Raw genomic sequence first — 15,160 nt, 5'->3', positions numbered from 1 at the left:
GCGTATCCACACGGAATGTGGATACGCCCTGCATAAGGGTGTGGATAAGTCACAACCGTCCTTATGACGCAGCTACTTATCTCTCGCTGGTTATTCCCTGCCCATTCGGTGCGACGGCCTTGCGCACGGCTTCCGTAAACGGCGCCAGCAGCAACCGATTGCCGGCGGCACTGACATGGTCGCCATCGAAAAACAGAGGCTTACCATCCATGTAGCCATCGCATGTGGCGCCTTGCGGGCAGAGGATGGGGAATGGATCAAAGACGCTGGCGGTGGGGATACCCACTTCTGCCGACTTGATCGTCGCGAGTACGGGCTCCCGCAGACGCTCCAACTGCTCGCGATCGACCGCTGCGCCTGCACGGCATATGGGATTCGTGCGCGTCCACGGATCGGCGCAACGATAAAGCGGAGCATTCAGCAGCAGATTGGGTGCCTCGATCACCACCGATGCACCATTTGCCGTCATCCGCGTGAGCAGAGCACGAGCCTGCGCCGAATCGTGCTGACGAAACGCGGTGGCGTCGGCAGAAAACCACGCCTTCTCAACCTCGTCCCGGGGGTAGCGCGCCCACTGGTCGACAAGGCGCGGCATACGCAACGACGGCAGAAATACGACGTCACCCGCCTTCAGTCGGGGCACCATGTCCGCCAGCACCACGGCGATACTCGCCTCGCAGCGTGGTGTCGATTCAGCACCTTCACGGAAGCTAAGGAACGCACAGCCCGCGTTGTTGTAAAGGGTCACCGGCGCGCCCGTGTCGCGTACGTAATCCGCAAACAACGAGCCAAACGCCATGGCATGCGAATCACCCACCGCGTAGACGTGCGGCGCGGTCACCGGCCGATCACATGCCGCTCGCACGTATTCGATACGAACACCCTCCCCTACGGCACTAACCGCAGGCGCGCCCACCCCACACGGTGGCGGCGCACTGCGAGCAGGCAGCTTTGACGGGTACCAGTCATCGGCATGCCGCGCCACCGTGCTCAGGGACCACTCCGGTTGCTTACGGTCGATGGCTCGAAAGGCGTGCAGCCCGGCATACAGCGCAAGCAACCCGCAGGCAACCACGGCAATGCGCGGGAGGTTACGCAAGCGCGTGGAGCCGCGAATCGGGTTTTCGACGAAGCGCCACGACAAGGCAGCCAGGGCCAGCGAGATCGCCACGGCCAGCGCCTGGTGCAGCGGCTGGTCAAGGCCGATCGTCCAGCGGAACAGCACCACCACGGGCCAGTGCCAAAGATAAAGTGAGTACGACACGGCACCGATCGCCCTGACCGGCCGCCATGTAAGCACCCGGACGAGCGGCGATGCGACGGGCTGCTGATGAAGGGCAGCGAGCACCAGCAACGTGCCGGCTACAGCGGCAAAGGCATCGGGAATGGGAAACCGCGGGACGGTAGCCGTGACAAGGCTGTAGGCGATGAGCGCCACGCCTACGAAAGCGAGCCCTGTCCGTCGCCAGTCGTGGTGCTGGGTGTCCTGGTAATCGAAACGGCTGCCGGCATACGCCATGCCCTGGTAAAGAAGCACGCCTGCGCCCAACTCCCACAATCGAGCTGGCAAGAGGTAGAACGCGGCAAGCGGGTCAACAGCCTGGGCACGGAAGGCATACGCAAGCGACACCACGGCCGCCAGCGCGATGAGGCCCGTGGATACGCGGCGCCATCGGCCACCGAGCGTCCACGCCCAGAACAGCAGCGGGAACAGCAGGTAGAACTGTTCCTCCACGCCAAGCGACCACGTGTGCGTGTAGGGGTTGTACTCAGCCGTGGGTGAGAAATAGCTGTTCGCGTTCCTCGCCAAGATCAGGTTACTGAAGCCAAAGAACGCATAGCGCGCCGTCTGCTGGCTGTTCTCGCTCAGCCACGCATCAGGGATAAACAGCGTAGCCGCCAGGCAGGTCACGAGCAGGCAAACCAGTAAGGCCGGCGCAATGCGCTGGAAACGCCGTGACAGGAAGTACAGATAGAACTGATGCAGCGGGCCGCCCTTGCGACGCCCCACCGATGCGCTGACCACGAATCCCGAAATGACGAAGAACACGTCGACGCCTGCGAAGCCGCCAGGCAGAAGCGCACCGTTGAGGTGATAGGCCAGCACGGAAAGGACGGCGATGGCCCGCAACCCATCGATGTACGGGAAGTAGGCGTGCTTTTCGCGCTGCGGGGCTGTCATCGAACCGGGGCCATCCTTGAAAAACGCAAGGGTAGCAGAGGGGTAACGGGCCCCTACGGCGTTTATCCACACCCCATGTGGATACGCGCTGCATAAGGGTGTGGACAACTCCGAAGCACCCTTTCAGGGCAATCACTTAGCTTGCGCTGGTTACATTCTGCGCAGGCAACCACACAGATTTAGGATTTCCCCTACGCCAGGCAAGTGGCATGCCTGACGCCACGCGGCGACCGGCCCCTCTAAGCCCTTTCCCTCGCGATCATTAGGCTTCTCGCACACCAATCCCGGTGCCAAGGAAGACACCCCCACGATGAACTTACGCAAGAAGTCGGCCCCCCGATCTGGTCCACCCCCACGCGCGGCCGCCACCGCGTCTTCGGCCTCACCGCCTGGGGCACCGCCGTCGTGATCAACGCGCGCAAATGGAAGCCGCGCGACAAGCGCGCCGAACCGATCGTGGAACAGATGCTCACCCGGCGGGCAAAGCTCGACTGGCAGTCGCCTGCTGCGGACAGCCCGGCGATACGCCGCCGCCAGGCGCAGGCAAGGGAGAAAGCTTCGCGCATTGGGATGAAACGCGCACCTCGCCCCGCCGAAGATCGTTCTGCCTCGGCTCGCTGAGAAAACTCAGCCGCCGCCGCAGATCGTTTCAATTCAACACATCCCTAAAGCAGAAGGCCCCAAGGCAAAACCTTGGGGCCTTCTGCTTTAACACGTGAGCTGAGCGTTACTTCACAACCGCCTTAACCGCATCAATCACCGCATGGCTGGTGATGCCAAAGTGCTCGTAGAGCACCTTGATCGGCGCCGACGCACCGAAGGTGGTCATGCCGATGATCTTGCCGTCGATGCCGACGTACTTGTACCAGAAGTCCACGGCAGCGGCTTCGACCGCCACGCGGGCGCGGCACCACGACGGCAGCACGCCTTCGCGGTATTCCGGCGACTGAGCATCGAACTCTTCCGTGCAGGGCATGGAGACCACGCGGGTCGGGGTGCCCTGGTCGCCCAGCGCCTTGGCCGCTTCCACTGCGAGGCCCACTTCCGAACCGGTGGCAATGATGATCGCCTTGAACTTCTCGGCCGGCTCGAACAGGACGTAGCCGCCCTTCTCGATGTTGGCGAGCTGCTCGTCGGTACGCGGGTTATGTTCGAGGTTCTGGCGCGAGAAGATCAGCACCGACGGGTTGCCCGCGCGCTCGATCGCCTTCTTCCACGACACGGCGGATTCCACGGCATCGGCCGGGCGCCACACGCGGTTGTTCGGGATAAGACGCAGCGAGGCCAGGTGCTCGACCGGCTGATGCGTCGGGCCATCTTCGCCCAGGCCGATCGAATCGTGCGTGTACACGTGGATCGCATGGGCCGGAATCAGGCACGACATGCGCACCGCGTTGCGGGCGTAATCGGAGAACACCAGGAACGTCGCGTCGTACGGGATGAAGCCACCGTGCAGCGCAATGCCGTTCGAGATGGCCGACATGCCGAACTCGCGCACGCCGTAGTGGATGTAGTTGCCTTCGGCACCGCCAGTGGCGATGTTCTTGGAACCCTTCCAGATGGTGAGGTTCGACGGCGCAAGGTCAGCCGAGCCACCGATCAGTTCCGGCAGCAGCGGGCCGAACGCATCGAGCGACATCTGCGAGGCCTTACGCGAAGCGACGACCGGGCCGTCGGCCTGCAGCTTCTTGATGAAGGCGGCGGCGCCGTCCTTCCAGTTAGCCGGCAGTTCGCCCGAGAGGCGGCGCTTCAGTTCGGCGGCGAGTTCCGGGAACTCCTTCGCGTACGCATCGAACTTGTCGTTCCAGGCCTTCTCGGCCTTGGTGCCGGCATCCTTCGCGTTCCACGAGCTGTAGATCTCTTCCGGGATCACGAAAGCCGGGTAGTTCCAGCCCAGACGCTCACGGGTGAGCTTGATCTCTTCCACGCCCAGAGCGGCGCCGTGGGACTCTTCTTTGCCTTCCTTGTTCGGCGAGCCGAAGCCAATGATGGTCTTGCAGATCACCAGGCTCGGCTTCTCGCTCTGCGACGTGGCCGAGGCGATGGCTGTCTTGATCGCTTCCGGGTCGTGGCCGTCGACGGGCTTGCCGTCGGTGCCGACCACCACGTTCCAGCCGTAGGCGCGGAAGCGCTCGGCGGTGTCGTCAGTGAACCAGTCGTGCACTTCACCGTCGATCGAGATGCCGTTGTCATCGTAAATGGCGACAAGCTTGCCGAGCTTCAGCGTGCCGGCGAGCGACGACACTTCGTGCGAGATGCCTTCCATGAGGCAGCCATCGCCCACGAACACGTAGGTGTGGTGGTTGACGATGTCGTGGCCGGGGCGGTTGAAGCGTGCGGCGAGCACTTCTTCAGCGATGGCGAAGCCCACGGCATTGGCCAGGCCCTGGCCTAGCGGGCCGGTGGTGGTCTCGACGCCCGGGGTGTGGCCGAATTCCGGATGGCCCGCGGTGTGGTGGTCGAGCTGGCGGAAATTCTTGATGTCTTCGATCGGCAGGTTGTAACCGGTCAGGTGCAGCAGTGCGTACTGCAGCATCGAGCCGTGGCCGTTGGAGAGGATGAAACGATCGCGGTTCGGCCAATGCGGGTTGGCCGGATTGTGGTGGAGGAAATCACCCCACAGCACCTCAGCGATATCGGCCATGCCCATGGGCATGCCCGGGTGGCCCGAGTTCGCAGCTTGCACGGCATCCATGGCCAGGGCGCGGATCGCATTGGCGCGTTCGCGGCGTGTCGTCATCGGCGTTCTCCAATTCAGAGGGCAGTGAAAGCGCCCATTGTCGCTGATCGCGTATCACGTTGTCGTGGACATTCATGCCGCGTCCGGGAAGTTAACCCCGGCTTAATCTTTTGACCCCGATTTTTGAATCTCTTCAGGTTGAGGTCGCTCTAATCGACCACGGCCACCGACCTTCCCCCACCCCCACCGGTCGGTGGCCGCCCCGAAAATAAGAGGAACACTCCCATGAAAAAGGCAGCTCTTGCCCTTGCAGTTTCTTGCGCCTCGTTTATGGCCATTCCGGCCTTCGCACAGGACAACACCGCGGTCTCCGGCAACTACCAGCCGAGCCAGTCGGTGGGCAGCGGTAACTGGTTCATTGGCGCCAACGTGGGCCGTACCAACGGCAGCGACACCGGCGGCTTCGGCAGCGATACCAGCGGTTTCAACTTCCTGCACGGCGAAAAGGGCCGTCGCACCGGTTATGGCGTACTCGGCGGCTACCGCTGGAAAGTAGGTCCCGACCTGGGCCTGGGCCTTGAAGCCGGCTACACCGACCTCGGCAACTACCGGGTCAAGAACGTTTTCGAATCGGGCCAGGATGTGGACCAGAAGAGCGAGCGTGATGCGCTGCGCGGCTGGATGCTTGGCGCGAACATGAAGCTCAACCTCGTGCCGCAGTGGTACATCACCATGCACGGCGGTTACTTCCGCTCCAACGACAACAGCCACAACTACAACAACTCGCTGGGCCAGGACCTTGGCCTGTCGAGCGGCGGCCGCCCGAACCGTGGCAGCTGGTACGCCGGCATCGGCACCGGCTGGGATATCAACGAGCACTTTGGTGTCGGCGTGAGCTACGACTACTTCCACGCCAACGCCGGCAAGCTGGTCGACAACACCACCGGCGCGACGCAGCCGGACCTGAAGCGCTCCACCGGCCTGCTGTCGCTGGCGGGTGAGTACCGCTTCTAAGCAAGCGCCCCCGTAGGAGCCCACCCTGTGGGCGACATCTTCTCGCCCCGACGCAACAGGCCCTGCCTCCGCGAGGCAAAGAGCATCGCCCACAGGGTGGGCTCCTACACAAAGCCCCTCCTTCAACGGCTAAGTCTCGGCACCCCAGGTGCCGAGACTTAACTCGGGCTTAATACTGAACTAAGCGGTATTGAATCTATCCCGAGGGGCCCTATCTAAGTCCGTGAGCACGACATCCCCGCCGTGCGGAGCTCAAGGCCGATCCCCCCATGCGGCCTGGGCCACAAAAATAAAAAGCAGGAGAGTTCCACCATGAAGAAGACCCTTATCGCCCTTGCCCTGGTTGCCGCTGGCGTCGTTGCCGCCCCGGCCTTTGCGCAGGACGTGAACCCGGCCGCAGGCTGGTTCGTGAATGGCAACGTTGGCCGTACTTCGGTCGACAAGGGCAAGTACGACGGTCATGACACCGGCTACGCGCTCAACGGTGGTTACCGCTGGGGCGTGACCCCGTGGGCCGCGCTGGGTGTTGAGGTCGGCTACAACGACCTGGGTAACATCCACGCCAAGAATTTCTTCAACAACGACCGCGTGGTGGATCGCCGCAAGTCCGAGCTTCATGGTTGGACCGCTGGCGTGAACGGCAAGTTCAACATCGATCCGCAGTGGTACATCAGCGCACGCGGTGGCCTGTACGCATGGAAGGGCCACGGCACCAGCAACGATGACATCACCCGCACCAGCCTGGACAAGACCAGCTGGTACGCCGGTGTGGGCGTGGGCTACGACTTCACGAACAACTGGAGCCTCGGCCTGAACTACGACCACTACGATGCGAAGAAGGATCAGCTGGACCTGTCGACCAACATGACCTCGGTCTCGGTTGAATACCGGTTCTAATCAGGGCAATGTAGGAGCGTGCTTGCACGCGATAAGCCTACAAGGCGGTGATGCCTATTCCGCCCGTAAAATGTAGCAACGAAAAAGCCGGGCGCCGTGAGGCGTCCGGCTTTTTACTGGTTAGTTGGGCTGGAACTCCCAACGCTGGTGATCGTTCCCAAGGCATTGCCAAAGCTGGGTACGCGCGCCATTCGATGTCCCACCCGCGGGGTCATCCAGACAGAGATTGCTGCCAACGCCACGTACCTCGCCGCGCAAACGCCATTTCTGATGGGCACCACCATTACAGGCCCACATGCGCACCTGCGTACCGTTGCCCTGCCCGCCATTCGCCGCTTCAAGGCAGTTGCCGCCATAGCCGATGAATGTGCCGCCAGCGGACAGTTTGAATGTCTGATTTGCGGCGCCGGTGCAATCCCATATCTGAACCGGTGTGCCGTTGACAGCACTGAAGTTCTGCACGTCCAGGCATCGGCCTGCCGAATTAGTGATTCGCCCAGAACGCGGATCAAAGGTCCATCGCTGGTTCACGGACCTGCTATCGTCCCACAGCTGAATGAGTGTGCCGTTGCCCGTTCCGAAACCCACGCCATCAAGCACACGGCCGCCATTGGCCACGACCGCAGTATTCGTAAACAGCCAAGCCTGGTTGGTTGCACCTGAAGCCGAATAAAGCTGCAGCGGCGTGCCGTTGGCTGTCCCATATCCGACGGCATCCAGCGCTAGTGACGTATCCTTGTTCTGTAGCGCAGCGGTTGGCGAGTTTTCGCCCCACTGCTGCTGACGCAGGCCGTTGCAAGCCCACATCTGGATCGGCGTGCCGTTCGACACCCCACCGTCGGCCGCATCCACGCAGCGTCCCAGACCGTTGGCGAGTATGAGCTGGCCAGGCTGTGCACCGTTCGGAAGCGCAGTCGATGCCCTGAAAGCCGATGCCAGGAACATGGTTTCACGAAACGTACGTGCAACATCGGCGTCGTTCGCTACGCCGCAAGGCAGGCTTTTGCAAATGGAGACGCCCGGCGAAGAGTAGACCAGCTCATCTTCCTGGCCCGCCAAGCCGTACGCCATGATGTCGTAAAAGGCCGCGCTATCGTTCCGATATCCGTAGGAGTAGGTGTAGAGGCCACCCGTCGGGCTTTGCTGTTTGTTGTGCTGTGCACCCAGGTTATGACCCATCTCGTGGGCCATCGACGTGTCGGGGCAATACGAATACGAGCCGTTGCCCAGGTCATACATACCATCACCCACAACCGACCAGGTCTGGTTCGGGCCGGTGGATGCGTAGGGCTGCTGCGGGATGTAGGCAAGCCCGCACCCATTCTGACCGGGCACGTAGCGGCGGATGAACGAGACAAGGTCCGCGCCGTACGTGCCGCGCGCATTGCGGACGGCGGCGAACGCCGCACCGCTTGCCAGATCGGTCAGCGCCGTACCGTTGTCTGAGTTATCCGCATAGTCGACCTGCATGGTCCCGACCAGACGGAACGAGATATTCGTGATGTTCGTATTTGTCAGCGCCCGGTTTGCCACGGCGACAAGGTTCGTGATTGCCGTAGTCGCTGCGGAAGCACTGCCTCTGTACGTCGCATAGCCGCTGCTGAAGGCAGCCAGCACGTCCACAGTGGCGCCGGTAGCTGCCGCTGCGGAAGCTGTGATCGTGCCTTCCGGCGTGTACGCCGTAACCGAGCCGTCGGCCGAGCGAACCACGGTATCGCCGCCCGCGCGAATCCCACGCTGCAATTGGCTGAGTGCTGCCGATGCCATGTAAGTCCGGCCACCGATCGTCGTGATCTGCAACAACTGCCCGTTTACCGAGGGCAACGTACCTGCCACGGCGTCGGGACCGAAGGTAATCACTGCGTCCTGGCCAACATCGCCGCCCTGTTTGCGGCCCAGCCATGTCCAATTGCCATCACCCTGATTGATATGGCGATCGTAGGCCAGCGCAATGCGCGTCCCGTCGGGTGCCGTCAGCGTGAGATGACCTGAAAGGGCCGATGCCAGGGCATCGTCGACACTTATATCGATGGGATAGTAGGTGTATGCCCCTTCCCGGCGCGGTGCCTCCGTCGAGGAGTAGCTGAAGAGCTCGCCATCAGTGGTGGGCGCCCCCGCCGTCGCGGCAACGGCGGGAACACCGTAGCGCGCTACATGAGCGGGCAACGGCGTCGATGTCACCGCCGTTTCGGGTAGGGCCGCGCCCGCTCGTGAGGCGTCGCGCGAGACGTGCACCGTACCGGGGCTGACACCGTGGTCCCGAGCTACACCCCAGGCTAGTGCCGCCATGGCCACGCAGCCGCCCACTAATAAAACCTTGCGGTACTTCATGATCTGCCCTCGCGTGGCCCCCAACGGCACGCACCCGCCATGAGACCTCGCGATCGAGTCCCCGTGCAAGCCTCAGTAAATGAAAATCCGGCATGCGGCACATCTTTGTGTGCCGGAAACGCACCGGGCCCCTAGGAAGGGGCCCGGTGGGTGGCTCTTTGAGCTTATTTCGGTGACCGGCGTCTGGCGCTTCCCCACTTTGCAGGCAATCGCGCGCAAGCGCGCTCCTACAGCGCGCTCCCGCGGTGCGGGAAGCGCGCGGCGTGGATTAGCGCTTCTTCCAGGTGCCCTTGGCGGCTTCGCTGTTTTCCTTGGCGCGCTCGACGACCGTCTTCTGGGCGGCGTCGTAGTTGGCCTTCTGGTCCTTGGCCCAGGTTTCGAGGGCGGCGGACACCAGGGCGCGGCCGTACGAGAAGCTGATCGGCCACGGGTGCGGGCCGAGCTTGTTGATCTCGTTGAGGTTCTCGGTAGCCTGCTGGTCACCCTGGCCACCGGAGAGGAACACGATACCGGCGACAGCGGCGGGCACGGCGTACTGGAACACCGAGACCGTGGCGTTGGCGATGTCTTCCGCGTCGGCCTGGTCTTCCTTCGGGGCGAACTTGCCCGGGATGACCATGCTGACCTTCAGGATGAGGGCCTTGAGTTCGACGTTGTTGAGCTCGAGCTGGCCGAACAGGCTCTGCAGCACTTCCTTATGGACCGCGAAGCTGGTGTCCAGATCCTGCACGCTCGACGGATCGTCCATCAGGATTTCCGGCTCGACCATCGGGACGAGGCCCGCTTCCTGGCAGAGCGCGGCGTAGCGGGCCAGCGCATGCGTGTTGGCTTCCACCGCCGCAGAGGTCGGCGTGTCGTCGGTGATCTTGATCACCGCGCGCCACTTGGCGAACTTCGCGCCGAGCTTGGCGTATTCCTGCAGGCGCTCGCGCAGGCCGTCGAGGCCTTCGGTCACGACTTCATCGGGAAAACCGGCCAGCGGGTGCGTACCCTTGTCCACCTTGATGCCCGGGATGATGCCGGCGGCGTTCATGGCCTCGACCATGCTGCGGCCATCGTCGGTCTTCTGGCGGATGGTTTCGTCGAACAGGATGGCGCCGGAGATGTACTGGCCCAGGCCCGGTGCCGTCAGCAGCAGCTGGCGGTACTTGCGGCGGTTTTCCTCGTTGTTCTCCAGGCCCACGGCCTCGATGCGCTTCTTGATGGTCGTGGCCGATTCGTCGACGGCGATGATGCCCTTACCCGGGGCGACCATCGCCTGCGCGATCTGTTCGAGGTCTTCGATGCTCATGGGAACTCCAATGGAAGTAGTGGTATTGCCCCGCTACGTGGGCGGGGCTAGTGCGAAAACCGGCGGAGTATAGGGGTATAGCCCGCGAAAGCCGTTGTGCGGCGCGGTCAGCCGATCAAGTGGTCTGGTAGCCCGGCAGTGCGCACTGCTTGTAGATCGCGGCCTTTTTAGCGGGATCTTCCGGCATATTGAAGCCGACGACGTAGTACGTCAGCACCGGCTCGGCGGCGCGGTTGACGCCCGACGGGGCGTATTTGAAGTCCTTCACGATGCTCACGCCGACCTGGGCGAGATCGCCGGCCGGAATGGTTTTGGCCGCCACGACGTTCTGCGGCAGGCCGTTGGAGCCGATCATGTAGGTCACCGCGACGCAGCCGGGCTGGTCGAGGTTCTTGCCCGTGTTCGGCACGTCGGCGTTGACCTGGGTATTGGTCAGGGTCCAGTACGCCGGCAGGCGCTCAGGGGCGACCTTGCGGGTGTTCTGGGCCGCGGCGGGGCCGGCGGCGAGGAGGAGGACGGCGGCGGCGATAGCGCCGGCGTGGAAGGATGTGCGGATCATGACGCCCTCGTTGGTTTGCCAGGGCTGTGAGTTTAACTCCCTATGGCATTCAGGGCGTGTGGATTCGTGCCGTATCGGAACAGGGGCGTCGCGGCGTCGCGCCGCGTTTGCTCGCCCCGGCCGGGGGACTACAATCGGCGGCTACGGCGCCCCCGCCGAACCGCACTAAGGACCTCCATGAAAGTCACGATCTTCGGCACCGGGTACGTTGGCCTCGTCACCGGCACCTGCCTCGCGGAGATGGGTAACCACGTGGTGTGTGTCGATGTGGACGCGGGCAAGGTGGAACGGCTGAAGCAGGGCGAGATCCCCATTTACGAGCCGGGCCTGGAGCCCATGGTGCTGCGCAACCATGCCGAAGGCCGGCTGGATTTCACGACCGATGCGGCGCCTGCCGTCGGCCATGGCGACCTGGTATTCATCGCCGTCGGCACCCCGCCGGACGAGGATGGCAGCGCCGACCTGAAGTACGTGCTCGCGGTGGCACGCACGATCGGCGATCACATCGACCGCTACACCGTAGTGGTCAACAAATCGACGGTTCCCGTCGGCACCGCCGACCGCGTGCGTGCCGCCGTGGCCGAGCGCCTGGCGGCACGTGGCATCGATGTGCCGTTCGACGTCGTTTCCAATCCCGAATTCCTGAAGGAAGGCGATGCCGTCGAGGACTGCATGCGCCCCGACCGCATCATCGTCGGCGCCTCGAGCCAGCGCGCGATCGGCGTGCTGCGCAAGCTCTACGCCCCGTTCAACCGCAACCACGATCGCATGGTGGTGATGGATGAGCGCTCCGCCGAACTGACCAAGTACGCCGCGAACGCCATGCTGGCGACCAAGATCAGCTTCATGAACGAGATCGCCAACATCGCCGAGCACGTGGGCGCGGATGTGGAACTGGTACGCCAGGGCATCGGTGCGGATCCGCGCATCGGCTACCACTTCATCTACCCGGGCGCGGGCTACGGCGGCTCGTGCTTCCCGAAGGATGTGCAGGCGTTGGCGCGCACAGCCCATGCCGTGGGTTATGACGCGAAGCTGCTGAACTCGGTCGAAGCCGTGAACGACGCGCAGAAATCGCGCCTGTTCGCGCTGATTTCCCGGCATTTCGATGGCCAGCTGAAGGGTCGCACCATCGCGCTGTGGGGCCTGGCATTCAAGCCGAATACCGATGACATGCGCGAGGCATCCAGCCGGCGTCTGATGGAGCAGCTTTGGGAGGCCGGTGCAAAAGTCCGCGCCTTCGATCCGGAGGCGGCGGAAGAGACCCATCGTATTTATGGCGACCGCCCTGACCTTGCGCTGGTGGGCCGTCCCTTCGAAGCGCTCGAGGGCGCCGATGCGCTGGCGATCGTCACCGAGTGGAAGGCGTTCCGTGCGCCGGATTTTGCGCGCGTGAAGGCGCTGCTGGGCACACCAGTGATTTTCGACGGCCGTAACCTGTACGACCCCGCTACGGTGGAAGAAGCCGGCCTGGCCTATTACGGCATCGGCCGCGGCCGCAGCCTGGTTCGGCCCTAGTCCCGAACCTGTAGGAGCGACGGACATAAAAAAAGGGCCTGCGGTGTGCAGGCCCTTTTTTATTGCCAGTCGTTCTATTACAGATCGCGCAGGCTATCCGCGATGCCGTCGTCGCCGATCACCAGCAACTTCAGCGTGTTGGTGCCGCCGTGGCTGCCGATGTGGTCGCCGTGGGTCAGGATCACGCGATCGCCCTTGCCGAGCTTGCCCAGCGCGAACAGGTGCTGGAGCGCCGCGCGGGCGGTGTGGGCCGGATCGAGCTTGCCGGTTTCGAAGGCCACCGGCTGCACGTCGCGCAGCATGAGCATGCGGCGGCGGGCGGCGCCCGACGGCGACATGGCATAGATGGGCACGGCGAAGCGGTAGCGCGACAGCCACTGGGCGGTGGCGCCGGATTCGGTCAGCGACACGATGGCACGGACGCCCACCTGCGAAGCCAACAGCATGGCGGCCAGCGCGATGGCCTGGTCCGAACGATCCAGCGAGTGCGTGCCCGGGCGCAGGTCGTCGCGCGGCTCGAACTGGCGCTCGGCGCCGAGGCAGATGCGGCGCATGGCGGCCACGGCCTTGTCCGGGTGGGCACCGGCGGCGCTTTCTTCCGAGAGCATCACGGCATCGGTACCGTCGATGACGGCGTTCGCGACGTCGAGCACTTCCGCGCGGGTCGGGATCGGCGCACGCACCATCGACTGCAGCATCTGCGTGGCGGTGATCACCGAGCGGTTACGCATGACCGATTCGCGGATGATCTTCTTCTGCAGGCCCGGCAGCTCGGCATCGCCGATTTCCACGCCCAGGTCACCGCGGGCCACCATCACCACGTCGGACGCATCGATGATTTCGCCGAGGACCGGGATCGCGTCGGCGCGCTCGATCTTCGACACGATGGCGGCATCGCCACCCGCTTCGCGCAGAAGACGGCGGGCTTCGTGCAGGTCGGCCGCCGAGCGGACGAAGGACACGGCAAGGAAGTCGGCGCCCATCTCGGCGGCCAGCTTGATGTCGTTGCGATCCTTGTCGGACAGCGCCGATACGGAGAGACCGCCACCCTGGCGGTTCAGGCCCTTGCGGTTCGAAAGACGGCCGCCGATGACGACGCGCGTATGGATTTCCGAACCGACGACGTCGAGCACGGCAAGCGCGACAAGGCCATCATCGAGCAGCAGCACGTCACCCGCGACCACATCCTTGGGCAGGTCGTAGTAGCTGACGCCCACGCGGGTCTGGTCACCGGCCGGTGCATCCGGGCGGCAATCGAGCACGAAGCTGTCGCCGGGCAGCAGGTCGATCGGGCCGTCCGCGAACTTTTCGATGCGGATCTTCGGGCCCTGCAGGTCGGCCAGGATGCCGACTTCGCGGCCAACGGCATCCGCGGCGGCGCGGACGGCATTGGCGCGGGCGCGGTGGTCATCCGGGGTGCCGTGCGACAGGTTCAGGCGAACGATATCCACGCCCTCCTCCAGGATCTTCTCGAGCATGCCCGGCACATCGGTGGCGGGGCCGAGGGTGGCAACGATCTTGGTGCGGCGTACCTGGGTATCGGTCATCTGTCTTTACCTTGTGTCTGTGTTCTCGAATGAGGGCGTGCGCTGGGGGGTTAGTCCAGCGTCTTGTTCAGCAGGTCGGCCAGGCGCTTGCCCGCTTCGCGCAGGCGCAGTTCGGCGACCGGGAGGTTCTTCGCCACGTAGGCGTCGTCGATCTTGTGGCTATCGGGGTAGAAGCCCGGCTGCGCCACCACCTGGCAGGATTCCTCGGCCCACTGGGCGTAGGGGTTATCCAGCGGGGCGATGGGCTTGGGCAGCTTCACCGGGCCTTCGGCGGCAAGGCGGTCGGCGTAGGCATCCCATTTCAGGTCGCGGGTGTAGAGCAGCTTCGAATCCCACACGCTGTGCAGGTTCGTGCCCTTGCCATCGAACTGGACCTGGTACTCGTTGCCGCCCTTGTCGTCGCGGTTGCCGGCATGGAGCGGCTGGTGCACGTCACCCACGAAGTGGACGACGAACTTCAGGGCTTCGGCGCGCTCGGCATTGGATTTGTGGCGGTCGCCCAGGATGGCGACGTACTTTTCCAGGCCGCCAACCACGCACTTGCCATCGGCGCAATCGACCGGCGGGTCGTAATGGCACTTCGGGTCGTGGAAATCAGCGTAGTGGAGCATGCTGGTCGCCTTGCCCAGCTCCCTGGTCTCCGGGTTATCGCGCAGGCGGTCGGGCCAGCTGGCGATATCGGGAAGCGAATCGTCCCCGTCGGCCTTCAGCAGGCGCTCGACCTCGGCCTTGGCCGAGGGATCCAGCTGGTTCCAGGCCAGTTGGGCGACGATGCGGTGGCCAATATCGCCCCAGGCAGCGGCGGTGCCGGCAACGGTGGGAAGGACAAGGGCCAGCAGGGTGGCGATGGTGCGGCGCTTATGGTGCGTCTTCATGGGGCAGTAAACGTTTCCGTCGCGGGCGAACGGCCAAGTGTGCCACACCCGGGCTGAGGCACGAATGACAATATCGCTGCGACGCAACATCCTGCGATTCCCCAGGCAGCCCCGCCGGACGGTCGATCCAACACCCCGGCTCCTCGCTTCGGGGCGCAAAGCTGGCTCGCGTCGGCCCATTCCGTGGCGAATCGTCCCAGCCCGGCGCGGCGCCCGTTTTGGGCGGCACCCTCTGCGGGTGTTCCGCTATGATGCGGGTTTGTGCC

General features: G+C 63.9%; 11 protein-coding genes. 4 read left to right on the top strand and 7 right to left on the bottom strand.

The window, feature by feature from the left end; all coding sequences use genetic code 11:
• Nucleotides 1-76: 76 nt before the first annotated feature.
• Nucleotides 77-2,182: an acyltransferase family protein gene (locus L2Y97_RS04220; RefSeq protein ID WP_247433411.1), complete on the bottom strand. Its 2,106-nt coding sequence runs from the start codon at nucleotides 2,180-2,182 to the stop codon at nucleotides 77-79.
• A gap of 405 nt (nucleotides 2,183-2,587) precedes the next feature.
• On the opposite strand from L2Y97_RS04220, the gene L2Y97_RS04215 reads away from it, so the two are divergent.
• Entirely contained in the window at nucleotides 2,588-2,803 is a 216-nt protein-coding gene (locus tag L2Y97_RS04215; protein ID WP_247433408.1) for a hypothetical protein, read from the top strand.
• Nucleotides 2,804-2,909: 106 nt separating this feature from the next.
• On the opposite strand, the gene tkt is transcribed toward L2Y97_RS04215, so the two are convergent.
• On the bottom strand, nucleotides 2,910-4,922 hold the full coding sequence (tkt, locus tag L2Y97_RS04210) for a transketolase (protein WP_247433405.1): 2,013 nt from the start codon (nucleotides 4,920-4,922) through the stop codon (nucleotides 2,910-2,912).
• Nucleotides 4,923-5,147: 225 nt separating this feature from the next.
• On the opposite strand from tkt, the gene L2Y97_RS04205 reads away from it, so the two are divergent.
• Nucleotides 5,148-5,876, top strand: a complete 729-nt coding sequence (locus tag L2Y97_RS04205; protein WP_247433403.1) for an outer membrane beta-barrel protein — start codon at nucleotides 5,148-5,150, stop codon at nucleotides 5,874-5,876.
• Nucleotides 5,877-6,188: 312 nt separating this feature from the next.
• On the top strand, nucleotides 6,189-6,773 hold the full coding sequence (locus L2Y97_RS04200; protein WP_247433400.1) for a porin family protein: 585 nt from the start codon (nucleotides 6,189-6,191) through the stop codon (nucleotides 6,771-6,773).
• A 120-nt stretch (nucleotides 6,774-6,893) separates the two neighbouring features.
• Here the strand turns inward: L2Y97_RS04200 and L2Y97_RS04195 are convergent, their stop codons facing one another.
• From L2Y97_RS04195 to L2Y97_RS04185, 3 genes are all read right to left on the bottom strand, one after another.
• Entirely contained in the window at nucleotides 6,894-9,104 is a 2,211-nt protein-coding gene (locus tag L2Y97_RS04195; RefSeq protein ID WP_247433398.1) for a ricin-type beta-trefoil lectin domain protein, read from the bottom strand.
• A 268-nt stretch (nucleotides 9,105-9,372) separates the two neighbouring features.
• Nucleotides 9,373-10,395 (bottom strand): class I fructose-bisphosphate aldolase, encoded by a 1,023-nt coding sequence (locus L2Y97_RS04190; protein WP_247433395.1) that lies wholly within the window; start codon nucleotides 10,393-10,395, stop codon nucleotides 9,373-9,375.
• A 115-nt stretch (nucleotides 10,396-10,510) separates the two neighbouring features.
• Complete coding sequence (locus L2Y97_RS04185; protein ID WP_247433393.1) at nucleotides 10,511-10,954, bottom strand: energy transducer TonB; 444 nt, start codon at nucleotides 10,952-10,954, stop codon at nucleotides 10,511-10,513.
• A 177-nt stretch (nucleotides 10,955-11,131) separates the two neighbouring features.
• Here L2Y97_RS04185 and L2Y97_RS04180 point away from each other — a divergent pair, with 177 nt between their 5' ends.
• Nucleotides 11,132-12,472, top strand: a complete 1,341-nt coding sequence (locus L2Y97_RS04180; protein WP_247433391.1) for a UDP-glucose dehydrogenase family protein — start codon at nucleotides 11,132-11,134, stop codon at nucleotides 12,470-12,472.
• A 77-nt stretch (nucleotides 12,473-12,549) separates the two neighbouring features.
• Here the strand turns inward: L2Y97_RS04180 and pyk are convergent, their stop codons facing one another.
• Nucleotides 12,550-14,019 (bottom strand): pyruvate kinase, encoded by a 1,470-nt coding sequence (pyk, locus tag L2Y97_RS04175; protein ID WP_247433388.1) that lies wholly within the window; start codon nucleotides 14,017-14,019, stop codon nucleotides 12,550-12,552.
• 50 nt (nucleotides 14,020-14,069) lie between these two features.
• The gene (locus L2Y97_RS04170) at nucleotides 14,070-14,894 is read right to left on the bottom strand and encodes a S1/P1 nuclease (protein WP_247433385.1); all 825 of its coding nucleotides are present in this window, start codon (nucleotides 14,892-14,894) and stop codon (nucleotides 14,070-14,072) included.
• Nucleotides 14,895-15,160: the final 266 nt, after the last annotated feature.

This window comes from Luteibacter aegosomatissinici (assembly GCF_023078495.1).
Classification (GTDB): Bacteria; Pseudomonadota; Gammaproteobacteria; order Xanthomonadales; family Rhodanobacteraceae; genus Luteibacter; species Luteibacter aegosomatissinici.
Note: the sequence above shows the minus strand (reverse complement) of the source record. Positions and strands in the feature narration are given on the sequence as shown.